Below are 15,789 nucleotides of genomic sequence, written 5' to 3' on the forward strand. Positions count from 1 at the left end.
GGGGATGCTGAAGTAAAGAAAGCCCCGCTTTACTTCAGCTTTTTTTTTGCCAATGCTATAATGATAGTTGTCGAAAAAAAGGAGGAACGTCCATGTCACCGGCGTTAGCGAAAATGTGGATCGCCATCGCCTCGATGGTGTTTATGTTTATTTCCGTCGGATTCATTTACTTAAGCCGCTACAAAGTCAAGATGAAATGGCTCCGCTTTCTGTTGGCGCTCGTCGCCTACATTCTTTTGATTTTCGCCGGCATCATCATCATTTTCGTCGTATTCAGCGGACCGACACCGCAATAGGCAAAAAGGTGGGAAAGATGAAACGAATCGCTCGCTTGTTGTTGTCATGTATATGTTTGGCGCTGCTTTCCGGCTGCTTGTATCCACAAGAGCGGCTGAAACAAAACCAAATTCCTTACAAAGACCAAGTGGCAGCCGTTCAATCGGCGGTGGATGAGTACCGGAAGGCGACCGGCGGGCTTCTGCCGATCAAGACGCGCGATATGAACACGCCGATGTATTTGAAGTATCCAGTCGATTTTCAAAAGCTCGTTCCCCGCTATATGCAGGAGCCGCCGGGAAATGCCTATGAAAGCGGGGGCGTCTTTCAGTATATGATCATCGATGCGGAAACGAACCCGACGGTCAAGCTGCTTGATCTGCGCTTAGCCGAACGCATCCGCGATCTGAAGCTGCGGCTTAGCATGTACACGGACAAGCATAAATATCCGCCGTTTCAAGACGTCGTTGCGCCGGGCGTATTTACGCTCGATTACAAAAAGCTCGGCTATAAAGAGCCGCCTTATGTCGTCAGCCCGTTTTCCGGCAACAACTTGCCGTTTGTCATCGATGGGAATGGAGAAATTTACATTGACTACCGTTCTGATTTGTATGCGGCGTTGAAAAAATATCCGCACCACTACAAGCCGGGTGACGATATTCGCCCGATTTTGACCGACCATTCGCTGTTTGTGCCGGCGTATTCGTTGCCCTATACGATCGACGCCAAGACGAATGAACCGATTTTTTTCACAAAATGAGTCATCTTCCCTTCTCTAGGAAAATACATTCTAGAGAAGGGATTTTTTCTATTTTAGTCATAACCGAATCGGACAACATCATATGCATATAGTGTCCGACTATGCTAGCTCATTCCACTGTTTCTTATAACGACCGAAGGACTGGAGGGGAGTCATTTGGAAAAGGTCGATATTTTTAAAGATATCGCCGAGCGGACCGGCGGCGACATTTATTTAGGGGTCGTCGGCGCCGTCCGCACCGGAAAATCGACGTTTATTAAACGGTTTATGGAGTTGGTCGTGATTCCGAACATTAAAAACGAAGCCGATAAAGCGCGCGCCCAAGATGAACTGCCGCAAAGCGCCGCCGGCAAGACGATCATGACGACAGAACCGAAGTTCGTGCCCAACCAGGCGGTGACGGTGAAAGTCGACGAGGGTCTTGAAGTCAACATCCGGCTTGTCGACTGCGTCGGCTACGCCGTGCCCGGCGCAAAAGGATATGAAGACGAAAACGGGCCGCGGATGATCCACACGCCTTGGTATGAAGAGCCGATCCCGTTCCAAGAGGCGGCGGAAATCGGGACAAGAAAAGTCATCCAAGAACATTCGACGATTGGAGTCGTCATTACGACGGACGGCACGATCGGGGAAATTCCGCGCCAAGCCTATGTCGAAGCGGAAGAACGGGTGATCAGCGAGCTCAAAGAAGTCGGCAAGCCGTTCATTATGATCGTCAACACCGTTCGGCCGCACCATCCGGAAACCGAGGCGCTCCGCCGCGAGCTCGCCGAAAAGTACGACATCCCGGTGCTCGCCATGAGCGTGGAAAGCATGCGCGAAGCCGACGTGTATAACGTGCTTCGCGAAGCATTATATGAATTCCCGGTGCTTGAAGTGAACGTCAACTTGCCGAGCTGGGTGATGGTGCTGCGCGAAGATCATTGGCTGCGCGAAAGCTACCAAGAAGCGGTGCGCGACACCGTCAAAGACATCAAACGGCTGCGCGACGTCGACCGGGTTGTGCAGCAGTTTGCCGAGTACGACTTTATCGAAAAAGCGGCGCTTGCCGGCATCGAAATGGGGCAAGGGATCGCCGAAATTGACTTGTATGCACCGGATGAGCTGTACGATCAAATTTTAAAAGAAATCGTCGGCGTCGAAATCCGCGGCAAAGACCATCTGCTTCAGCTCATGCAAGACTTCGCCCATGCGAAAGCGGAATATGACCAAATCGCCGACGCGCTGAAAATGGTCAAACAAACCGGCTACGGCATCGCTGCGCCCGCCTTGTCGGACATGAGCTTGGATGAGCCGGAAATCATCCGCCAAGGGTCGCGCTTTGGCGTCCGTTTGAAAGCCGTCGCGCCGTCGATTCATATGATCAAAGTTGACGTCGAATCGGAGTTTGCCCCGATCATTGGCACAGAAAAGCAAAGCGAAGAGCTTGTCCGCTATTTAATGCAAGACTTCGAAGACGATCCGCTGTCGATTTGGAACTCTGACATTTTCGGCCGCTCGCTCAGCTCCATCGTCCGTGAAGGCATCCAAGCGAAACTGGCGCTCATGCCGGAAAACGCCCGCTACAAGCTGAAAGAAACGCTTGAGCGCATCATCAACGAAGGCTCTGGCGGCCTCATTGCGATTATTTTATAGAAAAGCGGAGGCGAGCAGTTCGCCGCGACGGGCAAATGTTCTTCGCCTGGAGGGATTTACAATCCCGAAGGCGAAGGTTATTTGACCCCGAGCGGCGGCGAGCCGGAGCTAGACAATAAGAAAAGCGGAGGCGAGCGGTTCGCCGCGACGGGCAAATGTTCTTCTCCTGGAGGGATTTACAATCCCGAAGGCGAAGGTTATTTGACCCCGAGCGGCGGCGAGCCGCAGCTAGACAGAAAGAAAAGCGGAGGCGCCGAGATTAGCTCTCGAAGCCAAATGTTCTTCACCCGCAGGGGGGGGCCTGCCCTCCGAGGGGGAAGGTTATTTGGCAGAAGAGAGCTAGGCGCCGCAGCTAGACAGAAAGAAAAGCGGAGGCCGCTTGCCCATCGGCGACACGCGCTGCGGGGCCCGCGAGGAGGCTGTTGCCGCCGCAGAGGGACACGCAGCGTCGCAAGCCGATAGCGGCCGGAGCTAGACAGAAAGAAAAGCGGAGGCCGCGCGCCAAGCTCCCGGCAAGGGGGCTTTTTTTGATGCCATTTTTTCCGTTTGCAAAGCGGCGAAGGGAAAAATGGACAAAACCCTTGAGAAATCAGGATTGGCACTTGATTACGGGCATGGCGTTATGGTAATCTTTTATCTGAAATCGTTGTTTTGGTGAAATATGCCTAAAATTGGCCGTTTTTGCGAAAAAAGATGTTGAATTTCCGTGGTCAATTGGTTAAGATTAGGCATGTCACCGCCTGTTGGCGGGAAGAAGGCGGTTTTCCTCGCCCTTGGCTTCGTTTGCGCCCGGCGAAAACAGGAGAAGCCCAAATTGTTGGGAAGGGGCTTCAGCCGGCGGCATAGGTGCATCTTAGGCGGACTGTCGCGGGGCAAACATAGAATGATTGGCTGCGCCGGCGCGCGGACCTTCTTGCCGCTGGAATTGGATGTCTATGTATAGAAAAGCAGAAAAGTGTGCACAAATGGTAGTAAACAAGACCAACCCCTTGGGAGGAGGTGAATGGCATGAACAAAACGGAATTGATCAACGCAGTCGCTGAAACAAGCGGTCTTTCCAAAAAAGATGCGACAAAAGCCGTTGATGCGGTGTTTGATTCGATTACAGAAGCGCTGCGAAAAGGCGATAAAGTGCAATTAATCGGTTTTGGAAACTTTGAAGTGCGCGAGCGCGCCGCCCGGAAAGGACGCAACCCGCAAACGGGCGAAGAAATGGAAATTCCGGCAAGCAAAGTTCCTGCATTCAAACCGGGCAAAGCATTGAAAGATGCCGTCAAGTAAGCCTACATAGCAGGAGCGCAGGAGGGAAGGGCAGGTGATCCACCGGCCCTTCTTTTTTGTTTTTTTTGGCTCCCTATGCTAGAATCGGATTACATGCAGCTTTTCTAATGCAGGAGGATGTTGTTTGTATGCCAGAAATCAATTTTGCGCAAATTGAATATGCGGTCCGCCTCATTCTTGAGGCGATCGGGGAAGATCCAAACCGCGAAGGGCTCATCGATACGCCGAAGAGGGTGGCGAAAATGTACGCCGAGGTGTTCGCTGGGCTGCAGGAAGACCCAAAGAAGCACTTTCAAACCGTATTCAGCGAGGAACATGAGGAGCTTGTGCTCGTCAAAGATATTCCGTTTTATTCGATGTGCGAACACCATTTAGTGCCGTTTTTTGGCGCTGCCCACGTCGCCTATATTCCGCGGGAAGGGAAAGTGACCGGGCTGAGCAAGCTCGCTCGAGCCGTTGAGGCGGTGGCGCGCCGCCCGCAGCTGCAAGAACGCATCACGGCAACGATCGCTGATTCGATCGTCGAGGCGCTTGAGCCGCATGGGGTGATGGTCGTCGTTGAGGCGGAGCATATGTGCATGACGATGCGCGGGGTGAAAAAACCGGGGGCCAAAACAGTGACAACAGCGGTGCGCGGCGTGTTTGAAACAGATGCCAACGCCCGCGCTGAAGTGCTTTCGTTAATCAAAGCGTAAGGAGGGAAGAGGATGTACACAAACAGCGATTTTGTCGTCATTAAAGCGCTCGAAGACGGGGTGAACGTCATCGGGCTGACGCGCGGCGCGGACACAAGATTTCACCATTCGGAAAAGCTTGACAAAGGCGAAGTGTTGATTGCTCAGTTCACGGAACATACGTCGGCGATCAAAGTGAGAGGAAAAGCGTATATTCAAACGCGCCACGGTGTGGTTGAATCGGAAGGGAAAAAGTAAACCGGCAAATTTCTAGCAAACTAGAGCGTTTTCGACAAAATTATGTTATAATGGAGTCCGTCATGGCGGTGCGGATATTTTTTGGGGGACAAGGGTGAGAAGAGTGAATGACATCATGGTGAAATTGGCGTCATTGAAGGAACAAATCGAACGGCTGCTTGACCATCCGTATTTGCGCGCGCATGTGCCGGCGCCGGCTGTTGATGAAGACCGGCTGCTGCTTTCGCTGTCGATGATGATGGATGCTCCGGCGGCGCCAAATGAGCCGGACCGGTGCATCATCGCCATGATGCTCATGCAAATCGCCCTTGACACCCATGATCAGGTGACAGACCGCGGCGGCGATTTGCGGACGCGGCAGCTTGTCGTTTTGGCCGGCGACTTGTACAGCGGGCTTTATTACGACTTGCTGGCGCGCTCGGGCGATGTTGCGCTCATCCGTTTGTTCGCCGAAGCGGTCCGCGAGATGAATGAGCAAAAAGTGCGGCTGTATGAAAAAAAGGTGGAGCGGATCGAGACGCTGTTCGCCGCGGTCGGCACGATCGAGTCGGCGTTGCTTGCGAAGCTTGCCGAGCGCATCGGGGCGCCGCAATGGGGGGGATTTTCCGGCCATTACTTGCTGTTGCGGCGCTTGCTGCTCGAGCAGGAAGCGTTCGTCCGCACTGGGTCATCGATGCTGTTTGAGCAAATGGCGCATATCGCCTTTCCATGGGCCAAAGGGCTGACGAAAGAACAAAAGCGGCATTTGCTTCGCCTTTGCGAGCGTTATATTGACCATTGCAAGGAAGCGCTGCTGGCGGCGAATTTGCCGATGAACGACCTGCTGCGGTTTCGCATGGCGGAACTTGCCGGCGGATTTCAAGCCATCGTCAAAAAGTCGGTGGAAGAAGGGTAGAACGATGCATCAATCGAAAGAAGAGCGAGTCCATCGCGTATTTGAAAACATTTCTGCACATTATGACCGGATGAATTCTGTCATCAGCTTCCGCCGCCATTTGAAATGGCGCGAAGACGTCATGCGGAGGATGAATGTGCAAAAAGGGAAAAGGGCGCTCGACGTTTGCTGCGGAACGGCCGACTGGGCGATCGCGCTGGCTGAGGCGGTCGGGCCGGAGGGGGAAGTGTACGGCCTTGACTTCAGCGAAAACATGCTGAAAGTCGGCGAACAAAAGGTGAAGGCGCGCGGCCTCGGCAATGTCAAGCTCATTCACGGCAACGCCATGCAGCTGCCGTTTCCCGACAATTCGTTCGATTATGTGACGATCGGCTTTGGCTTGCGCAACGTTCCTGATTATATGACGGTGCTTAAGGAAATGCACCGCGTCACCAAGCCGGGCGGCATGACCGTCTGTCTGGAAACGTCGCAGCCGACGTTGTTTGGTTTCCGCCAGCTTTACTATTTTTATTTTCGGTTTATTATGCCGCTGTTTGGCAAGCTGTTGGCGAAAAGCTATGAGGAATACTCGTGGCTGCAGGAATCGGCGCGCGAATTTCCAGGGCGGGACGAGCTGGCCGAGATGTTCCGCGAAGCCGGTTTCGTCGATGTCGAGGTCAAACCGTACACGTTCGGCGTAGCGGCCATGCATTTAGGCTATAAACGATGAGTCAAGGTGAACACCATGAAGTTAAAGGCGATGTATTCGTTTTTAAGCGATGATTTGGCGGCGGTCGAAGAGGAGCTGGAGCGGACGGTCCGATCCGAATGCGGGCCGCTCGGGGAAGCGGCGCTCCATTTATTGCAAGCGGGCGGAAAGCGCATCCGTCCCGTTTTTGTCTTGCTGTCCGCCCGCTTTGGCCGTTATGATTTTGAACGGATTAAACATGTAGCCGTAGCGCTCGAACTCATCCATATGGCATCGCTTGTCCACGACGATGTCATCGATGACGCCGACGTGCGGCGCGGCCGGCCGACGATCAAGGCGAGATGGAGCAACCGCTTTGCCATGTATACAGGCGATTACCTCTTCGCCCGTTCGCTTGAGCGGATGGCGGAGCTTGACAGCCCCCGTGCTCATCAAGTGCTGGCGAAAACGATCGTTGAAGTGTGCCACGGGGAAATCGAGCAAATCAAGGATAAATATCGATTTGATCAGCCGCTTCGCACGTACTTGCGGCGCATCCGCCGAAAAACGGCGCTATTGATCGCCGCCAGCTGCCAGCTTGGCGCCCTTGCCGCCGGCGCGCCGGAGGCGGTGGCCAACCAGCTGTATTGGTTTGGCCATTGCGTCGGCATGTCGTTTCAAATTACCGATGACATTCTCGATTTCACCGGCACGGAAGAGCAGCTCGGCAAGCCGGCTGGAAGCGACTTGCGGCAAGGAAACGTCACCCTCCCCGTGCTGTATGCCCTTTGTGATGAACAGGTGCGGGCAAAAATTACGGCGGTCAACGCGGACACGGATGCCGAGGAGATGGCGGCGGTGCTAGCGGCCATTAAACAGACGGACGCCATCGAACGATCGTATGCGCTAAGCGACCGCTATTTGGAAAAGGCGCTCCGCCTGCTTGGCGAGCTGCCGGCCAACGAAGCGCGCACGTTGCTTCATGATCTCGCTCTCTACATTGGGAAAAGGGATTATTAGCGCTTTCAAGGACGCTGTTGCCAACGGCGGAAAACAATGATACTATGATGGGTGGGAATCCGTTTCCCAGTACATACGACAGTAGAGGTGGAGAGCGAATGGCAGAACGGACATTCATCATGGTGAAACCGGACGGGGTTCAGCGCAATTTGATCGGCGAGATTGTCGCCCGTTTTGAAAAAAAAGGCTTCCAGCTTGTCGGCGCGAAGCTAATGCAAGTGTCGCGCGAACTCGCCGAGCAACATTACGCTGAACATAAGGAGCGCCCGTTTTTTGGCGAGCTTGTCGACTTTATCACCTCGGGGCCAGTGTTTGCCATGGTGTGGGAGGGCGAGAACGTGATCGCCGCCGCCCGGCAAATGATGGGGAAAACGAATCCGCAGGAGGCTGCTCCTGGCACGATCCGCGGCGATTTCGGCTTGACGGTCGGCAAAAACGTCATCCACGGCTCCGACTCGCCGCAAAGCGCCGAACGCGAAATCAGCTTGTTCTTTAAAGAAGAAGAGCTCGTCAGCTATTCGAAACAGATCAATGCATGGCTGTACTGATGCGAAGACCGGCCGCCATTCGGCCGGTTTTTGCCGTTTTTGTACATTGACAGGGGAGAGGGACAGGCGATGATGGACGATTATGCGCAGTTCATTGCCAAAGTGAAGCGAAAAACAGGCATTGACTTATCGCTATATAAGGAAGCCCAAATGAGGCGGCGTTTAGCGTCGTTGTACATGAAAAAAGGGCTAAAGAGCTTTGCCGAGCTGTTTGCAGCGATGGAGAAAGAGCCGGCGCTATGGCATGAATGCTTGGATCGGATGACGATCAACGTCTCGGAGTTTTACCGGAACGCCAAGCGTTGGGAGGTGCTTGAGCACACCATTTTGCCGCGGCTATTGGCGGAAAACCCGCGCCCGAACGTGTGGAGCGCTGCCTGCTCAACCGGCGAGGAGCCGTATACGCTCGCGATGGTGCTCGCAAAACGATTGCCGCTTCACCGCGTGTCGGTGTTGGCGACCGACATTGACGATAATGCGCTCGCCCGCGCGCGCCTCGGTTTGTACAGCGAACGGTCGCTTGTAGAGCTGCCCGAGGAAATGAGAAAAAAGTTTTTTACGAAAGAAGGCGAGTATTATAAAATAGACGAAAAGATTAAACAAACGGTCAAGTTTCAAAAGCACAACTTGCTCGCGGATCCGTTTCCGCGCAACATGGATTTGATCGTCTGCCGCAACGTGCTCATTTATTTTACGGAAGAGGCGAAGCGGATGCTGTATCGCAAATTTCACGACGCGCTCCGGACGGGAGGCGTGCTGTTTGTCGGCAGCACCGAGCAGATTTTCAATCCCGGCCTGTACGGTTTTGAAGTCGAAGAGACGTTTTTTTACCGAAAAAAATAGCTCGCGCCGGCTTCTTTTTTTCCTGAAACTATTTTCATTTTTCGAATTTATGATATATTTTTACTTAAACGCGTTAAAGAACTGAAGGGAGAGACAAACATGCGGTATTTGACGGCAGGGGAATCGCATGGGCCGCAATTGACGGCCATTTTGGAAGGAGTGCCGGCCGGGCTTGAGCTGCGAGCCGAGCACATCAATAAAGAGCTGGCGCGCCGGCAAAAAGGATACGGACGCGGCCGCCGCATGCAAATTGAAAAAGATGAAGTGAAAATCACAGGCGGCGTTCGGCACGGGAAAACGCTCGGCTCGCCGATTGCGCTCATTGTCGAGAATCGCGATTTTAAACATTGGCAAACGATTATGGCGGTTGAGCCGATTGATGACGAAACGGAAGTGAAGCGGAAAGTGACGCGTCCGCGCCCAGGGCATGCCGATTTAAACGGCGCTCTGAAATACGGACATCGCGATATGCGCAACGTGCTGGAGCGCTCGTCAGCAAGGGAAACGACGGTGCGCGTGGCGGCTGGAGCGGTGGCAAAACGCATTTTGGAGGAGGTCGGCATCCGCGTCGCCGGGCATGTCATCGAAATCGGCGGCGTGCGCGCAAAGAAGCTCGATTATCGTTCGCTTGAAGAATTGCAGGCAGTGACGGAAGAATCACCGGTGCGCTGCTTTGACCCGGAGGCGGGGCAAAAAATGATGGAAGCGATCGATTGGGCGAAGAAAAACGGTGATTCGATCGGCGGCATTGTCGAAGTGATTGTTGAAGGTGTTCCGGCCGGAGTGGGCAGCTACGTCCATTACGACCGAAAACTTGATGCGAAAATCGCGGCCGCGATCGTCAGCATCAACGCGTTTAAAGGCGTTGAATTCGGGATCGGCTTTGAGGCGGCACGCCGCCCGGGAAGCGAAGTGCACGATGAAATCATTTGGAGCCCAGAACAAGGCTTTTCGCGCCGGACGAACCGGGCGGGCGGCTTTGAAGGCGGGGTGACGACCGGGATGCCGATCGTCGTGCGCGGAGTGATGAAACCGATCCCGACGCTGTACAAGCCGCTTCAAAGCGTGGATATCGAGACGAAAGAGCCGTTTGCGGCAAGCATTGAGCGATCGGACAGCTGCGCCGTGCCGGCGGCGAGCGTTGTCGCTGAGGCCGTTGTTGCCTGGGAAGTGGCAGCGGCGATCGTTGAGCAGTTTGGGCAGGATCGGATGGACTTGATTAAGGAAAATGTCGAGCGCGCCCGCCGCTATGCAAAGGAGTTTTGACGATGATCGAATGGATGATTGAAACGGCGACGAAGCGCTATCCGCTTCTTTTGGGCGACGGAGCGGCCCGCGAGTTGCCAAGCTTGCTTCGGTCACTCGCCTGCCCCCCGGGGACGAAGCTTTTCATCATCACCGACGATACAGTAGCACCTCTTTATTTGGACGAGGTGCGCGCGACGCTCGCCGCCGCTGAGTATGATGTGTACGCCTACATCATTCCAAGCGGGGAAGCAGCTAAGTCGTTTGACAACTATTACGCCTGCCAGACGGCGGCCATCAAGTGCGGGCTCGACCGCCGCTCGGTGATTGTCGCGCTTGGCGGCGGCGTTGTCGGCGATTTGGCTGGGTTTGTCGCCGCCACCTATATGCGCGGCATCCGTTACATTCAAATGCCGACGACACTCTTGGCTCATGACAGCGCCGTCGGCGGCAAAGTCGCCATCAACCATCCGCTCGGCAAAAATATGATCGGCGCCTTCCACCAGCCGGAAGCAGTTGTGTATGACACCTCCTTTTTGCGCACGCTGCCCGAGCGCGAGCTTCGGTCTGGGTTTGCCGAGGTGATCAAACATGCGCTGATCCGCGACCGCCGCTTTTACGACTGGCTGCGCGCGGAAATCAAGACGCTCGCCGACTTGCGCGGCGAGAAACTCGCCTATTGCATTGAAAAGGGCATTGACATTAAGGCGTCCGTCGTGCGTGAGGATGAAAAAGAAACCGGGGTGCGCGCCCATTTGAATTTCGGCCATACGCTCGGCCATGCGCTGGAAAGCGAGTTAGGCTACGGCGCGCTCACTCACGGGGAGGCGGTTGCGGTTGGCATGCTGTTTGCCGTCTTTGTCAGCGAACGGTTTTACGGCCGGTCGTTTGCTGAGCATCGACTGGCCGACTGGTTCGCCGGATACGGCTTCCCGGTGTCGCTGCCGGCAGCGGTTCAGACGCGCCGCCTGCTTGAGAAGATGAAAGGCGACAAAAAAGCGTACGCCGGAACAGTGCGGATGGTGCTTCTCTGTGAGATCGGCGACGTGGAAGTGGTGGAACTCGAAGACGACAACCTGCTCACGTGGCTGGACGAGTTTTCCAGACAGGGGGGGAAAGGATGATTCGCGGCATTCGCGGAGCGATTACAGTGGATCGAAATGACGCCGAGGAAATCGTGGCGGCAACGGAAACGTTGCTTCGTGAAATGATCCGCGCAAACGATGTCGCCGCTTCTGATGTGTCGTTTGTGCTCATTTCCGTCACCGACGACATCACCGCCGCGTTCCCGGCGCAGGCGCTGCGCCGTTTGGACGGCTGGACATATGTGCCGGTCATGTGCACGAGGGAAATTCCGGTGCCCGGTTCATTGCCGCGCTGCATTCGCGTCATGATGACGGTGGCGACTGAGAAACAGCAAGAAGAGATCTGCCACGTGTATTTAAAAGGGGCGGTCGTGTTGCGCCCGGATTTGTCGTTGACAAAAAAAACAGAAATGTAATATAGTGAAAATAACCTCTTTGCCCCCTGAGACATCGGGGGCGTTAGAAGTGGAGCGAGAGTGGAGAGCGAGCGTAGGGTAGATGAGAATGAGCGAGTTTAGCTGAGGTGAGCGTTTTTTCATTCGCCGACATCTGCCCAAAGACGGTCGTCTTTGGGCGTTTTCTTTTCCCTCTCTTTTTTCGCCTCATAAACCCTCATTCTCCGCCCGCTGATCATGAAGGGAGGAGAAGTGATGTCTGCTGATGGGCTGGCCGCTTTTTTGACGGAAGCGAACGAATTTCGAACCATCCCGATTGTGCGTAAATTTGTAGCCGATGTCATTGAGCCGCTCGGCGTGTTTGCCAATTTGCGCGAGGAAGCCGTGTTTTTGCTTGAAAGCAAGGATGACGAATCGCCGTGGGCGCGCTATTCGTTCATCGGTGTGGCGCCGTTTTTGACCCTAGAGAGCGAAACCGGCGAAACGTTTTCGGTGAAGGACGAAAACGGGAACGAACAAATCACCGCACCGACGCTGAAAGAAGCGTTTCAATGGGTCGAGCGGACGCTTGCCGTCAAGCCGCTTGCCGAGATGGTGCCGTTTACAGGCGGTGCAGTTGGGTTTTTAGGCTACGATTTCATTTCCGCCATCGAAAAAGTGCCGCGCCACCAAAACCGCGATGTGCCGATGAAGACGGCCTATTTCGTGTTTTGTGAATCGCTGTTTGCGTTTGACCAAAAAAAGCGTGAGTTGCTCGTCATTCACTATATTCGGTTGAGCGGCAACGAAACGGAGGAAGAGAAAATCGAAGCGTACCGCGCGGCCGAACGGCGCATGGCCGATCTCGCGGCGAAAGCGGCCCGCCCTCAAGCCGAGCAGCCGCTCTTGCCGGCGGAAAGCGAATCGGGGCGGACCGCCTCGTTTGCCAAAGCGGTGTCCAACTATGACAAAAAACAGTTTTTGCGCGATGTGGAGGCCGTGAAACGGTACATCGCGGCCGGCGATGTGTTTCAAGCGGTTCTGTCGCAGCGCTTCTGCGTGCCGGTTCAAACCGGAGGCTTTGCCATTTATCGGCTGCTCCGATACATCAACCCGTCGCCGTACATGTTTTATTTCCAGCTTGACGGTGTGGAAATTGTCGGCAGTTCGCCGGAAAAACTGATTCAAGTGCACCGTCGGCGCGTTGAAATCGATCCGATTGCCGGCACACGGCGGCGCGGCCGATCGCCGGAGGAAGACGAGAGGTTGGCTGATGAGCTGTACCACGACCCAAAAGAACGGGCTGAGCATTATATGCTTGTCGATTTGGCGCGCAACGACGTCGGCCGGGTCGCCAAGTACGGAACGGTCGAGGTGCCGGTGTTGCTTCAGATCGGCAAGTTTTCACACGTGATGCACTTAATTTCCAAAGTCGTCGGTGAACTGGACGACAACGTCCACCCGATCGATGCACTCCTTGCCGCCTTTCCGGCTGGAACAGTGAGCGGGGCGCCGAAAGTGCGGGCGATGCAAATTTTGCAGGAACTCGAACCGACAGCAAGGGGGCTGTATGCCGGAGCGATTGCCTATATCGGGTTTGATGGCAACATCGATTCGTGCATCGCCATCCGGACAGCGGTCGTGAAAGACGGCTATGCCTATGTGCAAGCCGGCGCCGGCATTGTCGCCGACTCCGTTCCGGAACTGGAGTGGAAAGAGACGCGCAATAAGGCGAGCGCCTTGATGAATGCGATTGAACAAGCGGAACGACTATTTGCGAAAGGGGAGAGGGCCGTATGTTGAAGCAGCTGCTTGTAAAATGTGCGGAAGGAAAGGCGTTGACGGAAGACGAAGCGTATGCGGCGATGAAGATCATCATGTCCGGCGAGGCGACGGACAGTCAAATCGCAAGTCTGTTGTCCATGCTCCGCCTGCGCGGAGAGACAGTCGATGAGCTCGTCGGATTTGTGCGGGCGATGCGCGACCGGATGACGGCCATTGAGGCTAGTGATGATGTCATCGATACGTGCGGCACGGGCGGCGATGGGGCGGCGACATTCAACGTTTCCACCGCCGCGGCGATCGTCATTTCGTCGCTTGGCGTCAAAGTTGCCAAGCACGGCAACCGCGCTGTTTCGTCAAAAAGCGGCAGCGCTGATGTGCTCGAGCGGCTCGGCATCGACATTCAAACGTCGCCGTCGGCCGCCAAACAGGCGTTGGAAACGAAAGGGCTGGCGTTTTTGTTCGCCCCGCTCTATCACGCGGCGATGAAACACGCCGCCGGGCCGCGAAAGGAAATCGGTTTCCGCACCGTTTTCAACTTGATAGGCCCGCTCGCCAATCCGGCGCGCTGCAAGCGGCAAGTCGTCGGCGTCTATTCGACCTGCTACGCTGAGAAATTGGCGGAGGCGATGCGCCGCCTCGGCTCGGAACATGTGTTGTTTGTCACCGGGCGCGATGGGCTTGATGAATGCAGCATCACTGCAGAAACGGATGTCGTGGAGTTGAAAGACGGTGCGATCCGCCGCTTTGTCATCGCACCAGAAGACGCCGGCTTGCCGCGCGGCGAGCTTGCCGATGTGCAAGTGCGCGATCCGGAAGAGAGCGCCGCGCTTCTTGAGGCGGTGATGGAGGGAACAGCGCCAGAGAGCGCCATCAATATCGTGGCGCTGAACGCCGGCGCCGCCCTGTATGCCGCCGGCAAAGCCGAAACGATTGCCGAAGGAGTGGCGATGGCGAAAGAGGCCATTTTGTCCAAAACCGCATACGAACAACTGCAACGCCTGCGGGCGAAGGAAGTGGTTCATGATGCTTGAGCAAATTTTAGCAGCCAAACGGGAAGAAGTGGAAACGTTGACGCTGCCGGCGCCATTGCCAGAGCGAAAGCGCCGGCCATTTGCGGAGGCGCTCCGTCGGCCGCGGCGGATGCTTGGCTTGATCGCTGAGGTGAAAAAAGCATCGCCGTCAAAAGGCATCATTCGCCCGGATTTTGACCCGGTGGCCATCGCGAAAGCATATGAGCGCGCCGGTGCCGACGCGATCAGCGTGCTGACGGATGAACGGTATTTCCAAGGGCATCGCCGCTATTTGCGAGCGGTGAAAGAAGCGGTTAACGTTCCCGTGCTGCGCAAAGATTTCATCATCGATCGGCGGCAAGTCGAGGAAAGCGTCCGACTCGGGGCGGATGCGATTTTATTGATCGGCGAGGCGCTCCCGCCGGAAACACTCGAGCAGCTCTATCATGAAGCGTACAGCTTGGGGCTCGAATGTCTGGTCGAGGTGCATGCAAAAGAGACGCTCGAGCGGATTTTCGATCGGTTTACGCCGGAGATCGTCGGCATCAACAACCGCGACTTGCATACTTTTGTGACAACACTTGAGGCGACCAAAACGCTTGCTCCGCTCATCCCGCCATCATGCGTCATCGTCAGCGAAAGCGGGATCGGTTCCTTCCATGATGTGAAGACGGTCAAATCGTACGGAGCGCAGGCCATGCTCGTCGGCGAGTCGCTCATGCGCCAAGATGATGTGGAGCGAGCGGTCTACCGGCTGTTTGGGGAGGAAGATGGGGATGATTCGAATTAAATATTGCGGCAACCGTTCGGCTGAAGACGTGCAGGCCGCTATCGCGAGCGGGGCTGATTACCTCGGCTTTATTTTCGCCGAAAGCAGGCGGAATGTCTCTCCGAGTGAAGTGCAGCAATGGCTCGCGCCCCATAAGCTTGGCGCAAAGCAACTTGTCGGCGTCTTTGTCAACGCCCCTGTTAGGCGGATCGCGGCTGTCGCCGCCGAGCTGCCGCTTCATGTCATCCAATGCCACGGCCGTGAAACGCCGGCGGAGCTGGCGGCAGTGAAAGAGGCGGTGCCGCTTTCCATCTGGAAGGCGATCCACCATGGCGACGGTGCGCTTGCGGCGATGAGGCAGTACGCTGGCATTGCCGATGGCTATGTCGTTGACAGCCGCGCCGCCGGCGCCTGGGGGGGGACGGGCGTCGCTTTTGATTGGGAGGCGGTGCCGCACTATTTGGAAGAGGCGGCCCGCCAAGGCGTGCCGTGCTTCATCGCCGGCGGCATCACTCCGGACAATATCGAGCGGCTGCTTGTCTACCGCCCGGACGGCATCGATATCAGCAGCGGCATTGAAACGGACGGATGCAAAGATCCAACGAAGATGAAACAAATCGAAGAAAAAATAAAGAATTACGGGTGTCGATGATCCGTTTTATGC

General features: G+C 55.4%; 18 protein-coding genes. All 18 read left to right on the forward strand.

The window, feature by feature from the left end; all coding sequences use genetic code 11:
* The first annotated feature begins 92 nt into the window (after positions 1 to 92).
* Entirely contained in the window at positions 93 to 296 is a 204-nt protein-coding gene (locus B9L19_RS07210; protein WP_011231703.1) for a DUF2768 domain-containing protein, read from the forward strand.
* Positions 297 to 313: 17 nt separating this feature from the next.
* A complete protein-coding gene (locus tag B9L19_RS07215; RefSeq protein WP_011231702.1) occupies positions 314 to 1,036 on the forward strand; it encodes a hypothetical protein in 723 nt (240 codons plus the stop codon).
* A 156-nt stretch (positions 1,037 to 1,192) separates the two neighbouring features.
* Positions 1,193 to 2,671: a stage IV sporulation protein A gene (spoIVA, locus tag B9L19_RS07220; RefSeq protein WP_025948490.1), complete on the forward strand. Its 1,479-nt coding sequence runs from the start codon at positions 1,193 to 1,195 to the stop codon at positions 2,669 to 2,671.
* A 1,008-nt stretch (positions 2,672 to 3,679) separates the two neighbouring features.
* A complete protein-coding gene (locus tag B9L19_RS07230; protein ID WP_008879623.1) occupies positions 3,680 to 3,952 on the forward strand; it encodes an HU family DNA-binding protein in 273 nt (90 codons plus the stop codon).
* A 128-nt stretch (positions 3,953 to 4,080) separates the two neighbouring features.
* On the forward strand, positions 4,081 to 4,647 hold the full coding sequence (gene folE / locus B9L19_RS07235) for a GTP cyclohydrolase I FolE (RefSeq protein WP_025948489.1): 567 nt from the start codon (positions 4,081 to 4,083) through the stop codon (positions 4,645 to 4,647).
* 12 nt (positions 4,648 to 4,659) lie between these two features.
* Complete coding sequence (mtrB, locus tag B9L19_RS07240; RefSeq protein ID WP_011231698.1) at positions 4,660 to 4,884, forward strand: trp RNA-binding attenuation protein MtrB; 225 nt, start codon at positions 4,660 to 4,662, stop codon at positions 4,882 to 4,884.
* Positions 4,885 to 4,999: 115 nt separating this feature from the next.
* Positions 5,000 to 5,779, forward strand: coding sequence for a heptaprenyl diphosphate synthase component 1 (locus B9L19_RS07245; protein WP_047752890.1), 780 nt, complete (start codon positions 5,000 to 5,002; stop codon positions 5,777 to 5,779).
* A 4-nt stretch (positions 5,780 to 5,783) separates the two neighbouring features.
* Entirely contained in the window at positions 5,784 to 6,488 is a 705-nt protein-coding gene (gene menG / locus B9L19_RS07250; RefSeq protein WP_015375273.1) for a demethylmenaquinone methyltransferase, read from the forward strand.
* A 15-nt stretch (positions 6,489 to 6,503) separates the two neighbouring features.
* Positions 6,504 to 7,466 (forward strand): heptaprenyl diphosphate synthase component II, encoded by a 963-nt coding sequence (gene hepT, locus B9L19_RS07255; protein ID WP_047752885.1) that lies wholly within the window; start codon positions 6,504 to 6,506, stop codon positions 7,464 to 7,466.
* Positions 7,467 to 7,564: 98 nt separating this feature from the next.
* Entirely contained in the window at positions 7,565 to 8,014 is a 450-nt protein-coding gene (gene ndk / locus B9L19_RS07260) for a nucleoside-diphosphate kinase (RefSeq protein WP_013524132.1), read from the forward strand.
* Between the two features lie 72 nt (positions 8,015 to 8,086).
* Positions 8,087 to 8,857: a CheR family methyltransferase gene (locus tag B9L19_RS07265; protein WP_011231693.1), complete on the forward strand. Its 771-nt coding sequence runs from the start codon at positions 8,087 to 8,089 to the stop codon at positions 8,855 to 8,857.
* 99 nt (positions 8,858 to 8,956) lie between these two features.
* Positions 8,957 to 10,123, forward strand: coding sequence for a chorismate synthase (gene aroC, locus B9L19_RS07270; protein WP_047752886.1), 1,167 nt, complete (start codon positions 8,957 to 8,959; stop codon positions 10,121 to 10,123).
* A 2-nt stretch (positions 10,124 to 10,125) separates the two neighbouring features.
* Positions 10,126 to 11,226: a 3-dehydroquinate synthase gene (aroB, locus tag B9L19_RS07275; RefSeq protein WP_025948486.1), complete on the forward strand. Its 1,101-nt coding sequence runs from the start codon at positions 10,126 to 10,128 to the stop codon at positions 11,224 to 11,226.
* Complete coding sequence (aroH, locus tag B9L19_RS07280) at positions 11,223 to 11,603, forward strand: chorismate mutase (RefSeq protein WP_013144896.1); 381 nt, start codon at positions 11,223 to 11,225, stop codon at positions 11,601 to 11,603. The genes aroB and aroH overlap by 4 nt, the downstream gene beginning before the upstream one ends.
* Positions 11,604 to 11,837: 234 nt before the next feature.
* A complete protein-coding gene (trpE, locus tag B9L19_RS07285; RefSeq protein WP_025948485.1) occupies positions 11,838 to 13,364 on the forward strand; it encodes an anthranilate synthase component I in 1,527 nt (508 codons plus the stop codon).
* A complete protein-coding gene (trpD, locus tag B9L19_RS07290) occupies positions 13,358 to 14,377 on the forward strand; it encodes an anthranilate phosphoribosyltransferase (RefSeq protein ID WP_025948484.1) in 1,020 nt (339 codons plus the stop codon). The genes trpE and trpD overlap by 7 nt, the downstream gene beginning before the upstream one ends.
* Positions 14,370 to 15,146 (forward strand): indole-3-glycerol phosphate synthase TrpC, encoded by a 777-nt coding sequence (gene trpC, locus B9L19_RS07295; protein WP_047752891.1) that lies wholly within the window; start codon positions 14,370 to 14,372, stop codon positions 15,144 to 15,146. Before trpD ends, trpC begins: the two co-directional genes overlap by 8 nt.
* Complete coding sequence (locus B9L19_RS07300) at positions 15,133 to 15,777, forward strand: phosphoribosylanthranilate isomerase (RefSeq protein ID WP_047752887.1); 645 nt, start codon at positions 15,133 to 15,135, stop codon at positions 15,775 to 15,777. The genes trpC and B9L19_RS07300 overlap by 14 nt, the downstream gene beginning before the upstream one ends.
* Positions 15,778 to 15,789: the final 12 nt, after the last annotated feature.

The sequence above is a fragment of the Geobacillus thermocatenulatus genome (assembly GCF_002217655.1).
In the GTDB taxonomy this organism is placed as follows: domain Bacteria; phylum Bacillota; class Bacilli; order Bacillales; family Anoxybacillaceae; genus Geobacillus; species Geobacillus thermocatenulatus.